Annotated in this window: 3 protein-coding genes; all 3 read left to right on the plus strand. The window is 54.3% G+C overall.

Annotated features, from left to right (window positions below):
- Positions 1-325: hypothetical protein (locus tag NW820_RS11725; RefSeq protein ID WP_414407574.1), on the plus strand; the 325-nt coding region annotated here is incomplete at its 5' end.
- Positions 326-701: 376 nt separating this feature from the next.
- A complete protein-coding gene (locus NW820_RS11730) occupies positions 702-2,117 on the plus strand; it encodes an IctB family putative bicarbonate transporter (RefSeq protein ID WP_414407575.1) in 1,416 nt (471 codons plus the stop codon).
- Between the two features lie 151 nt (positions 2,118-2,268).
- The coding region (locus NW820_RS11735; RefSeq protein WP_011430352.1) for a P-II family nitrogen regulator at positions 2,269-2,603 on the plus strand (335 nt) is incomplete at its 3' end.

The following is a 2,603-nucleotide window of genomic DNA, read 5'->3' on the forward strand; positions in this document are numbered from 1 at the left end:
CTCAAAAAGTTCTGTATTCCCACTGAAGAGGTTTCGTAGACCTTCTCCTACAGTTGAATTAGGAGCAGAGACTGCAGGGTTAAAGATTATGGATGGCATTGGCGAGTTTGAGTTTAAGGTGCAAATCTTAGCCCGTTGCATGGGATCCGCCCTGGGTCTGGGCCGTCCTACTCGTATTCAGATTCACTATTCCAACTCCAATTCCCAGAACGCAGTTAGAGCCAAGGAAGGTTGGTCTGGATCCCGCTTAGGCGATCAAATCCCTTCTCCTAATGCCGAAGGTGAAAGAGGATCTCAAGGTCAAGTGTTAGCCTGTGTTGCCTGAAGAATCTTTTGAGAATCGGTCTGTGGTAGGTCAGGAGATCTTCGATTGCGGCAATCCAACATTTGATTGAAGATTGAGATAGAGCTTTTTGTAGTTTTTCCTGCTGTTCTTCTTTGCTTTTTACAGAGACTTGTTCTTAAGATTGAAAACCCAACTTTGATAACTCTTCGATGCCTTTTGTCTTGTAGAGTCTTGTGAGTCAGCCGGTTCTTTGTTTTTGTTGAGGGGTACTTTGTCCGGCTGGCGCGATAAGAGGTTGCGCTCTTCTTCGTTGTCTCCTTGCCTCTGGGGATATAAGCTAGAACTTCGTCCCACCGACGCAATCGGAAGGTGACTTGGGGCGTATGAACTTGTGCCCAACAGGCTCCGGAGGGTTATGGAACGAGCAACGCAACGGTGGCACGGTTTTCTGCTGCGCGATTTTCCCATCAAGGCTTGGTGGCAGGGAAGCCTTTTGGGTCGTCTATTGGGATCCCTGCAAAGTTGGGGGAAGAGCAGCATATTGGTTCAAACTTCCGACCGCATCGGCCTGGGGCTAGTACTGCTTTACTGGGTTTTCTCTGCGCAAAGCTCCACCGGCATCCTGGGCCTGATTTTGCTGGCTATGGCCGCTCTGGTGGGCCTGTGCACTTTGGTGGAAACGCCGATTGGGCTGCCGCTGCATCTGCCCCTGGTCCTTTTCTGGGGAATTGCCACCTTGGCAACGATTCTCTCTCCGGTTGCCTACGCAGCACGGGATGGCTGGCTGAAGTTGACTCTCTACCTGGCTGGTTATCTGTTGTTGCATCGTCTGCTGCGCAAACCCCAATTCCGAGATGGGATCGTTGGATCCCTGCTTTTGGTCAGCTTGGTGATGGGGATCCATGGCCTGCGGCAATACTTATATGGGGCAGCGGAACTGGCCACCTGGGTGGATCCGGAGTCGGGTTTGGCGGGTCTGACGCGGGTGTACAGCTATCTGCGCAATCCAAATCTGTATGGGGGCTACTTGATCCCGGTCATTCCTCTGGGGCTGGCCGCCACTTGGATTTGGCCCAGTTGGGGGGCGAAACTCCTGGCCGGGTTTACGACGGCGGTGAACCTGATTTGCCTGTTGCTCACCTACAGTCGTGGCGCCTGGATTGGGGGGCTGGCCATGCTCACCCTGATGGCCGTGCTGTTGGCACAGTGGCATTCTGTCGATTTGCCAGCCCGCTGGCGGCGTTGGGCCTTGCCGGCCCTGTTGGGCGGAGGGGGGGCTGCTCTGTTGCTCGGGATCCTGACGGTACGCTCCCTGCGGCTGCGGGTGCAGAGCCTTTTTTGGGGGCGGTTGGATACCAGCAACAACTTTCGCCTCAATGTCTGGGCGGCGGTGCTGGAGATGATCCGCGACTTTCCCATCTTGGGGATCGGCCCCGGTAATGTTGCCTTTAACCGCGTCTATCCCCTCTACCAACGAGGCAACTTCAGCGCCCTTGGAGCCTATTCGGTGCCGCTGCAGCTCACCGTAGAGACTGGCTTCATCGGATCTTTAACTTTCGCCTGGTTCCTCTTGGTGCTCTGGGATCACGGCTGGAGATGCTGGAAAACTTTGCTCAACTTGCGGGATCCCCAGGGTCTGTGGGTGGCAGCGGGCTTGGCCGCTTGCACCGGCATGATGCTCCACGGCTTGGTGGATACCATCTGGTATCGTCCACAGGTACAAATGCTGTGGTGGCTTGCGGTAGCGCTCATTACAGCCAGCTTGGCCTCTCTTAGCCCTCAGCCGCCCGTGGATGTTGGTGAGACCCCATCGGAGGCTTCCTCCCGTTAGGGTAGCTTAAGCTTGACCTTCCAGTCTTGACGGGAGCCAACCCAGAGTGGTAATCATCTTCAGTAGGAGATAAAAAATGTATCCGTTTTTACAATTCACAGGTGTTGGTAGTGTTAGAAATTAGCGGAACTGTTCAGGGTGCAGGAGGCAGATGAAAAAAATCGAGGCCGTGATCCGGCCATTTAAGTTGGATGAGGTCAAAATTGCTTTGGTCAATGCCGGGATTGTCGGCATGACCGTAAGTGAAGTACGGGGTTTTGGCCGGCAAAAGGGACAAACCGAGCGTTACCGGGGATCCGAGTACACGGTAGAGTTCCTACAAAAGCTGAAAGTGGAGATCGTGGTCGAAGATGACCTGGTGGATACGGTGGTGGAGAAGCTGATTGCAGCGGCTCGCACCGGCGAAATTGGGGACGGCAAGATTTTCATCAGCCCCGTCGAAAAAACCATCCGCATCCGCACTGGCGAACTCAACCAAGATGCCCT

Source organism: Synechococcus sp. R55.7, assembly GCF_047461955.1.
In the GTDB taxonomy this organism is placed as follows: domain Bacteria; phylum Cyanobacteriota; class Cyanobacteriia; order Thermostichales; family Thermostichaceae; genus Thermostichus.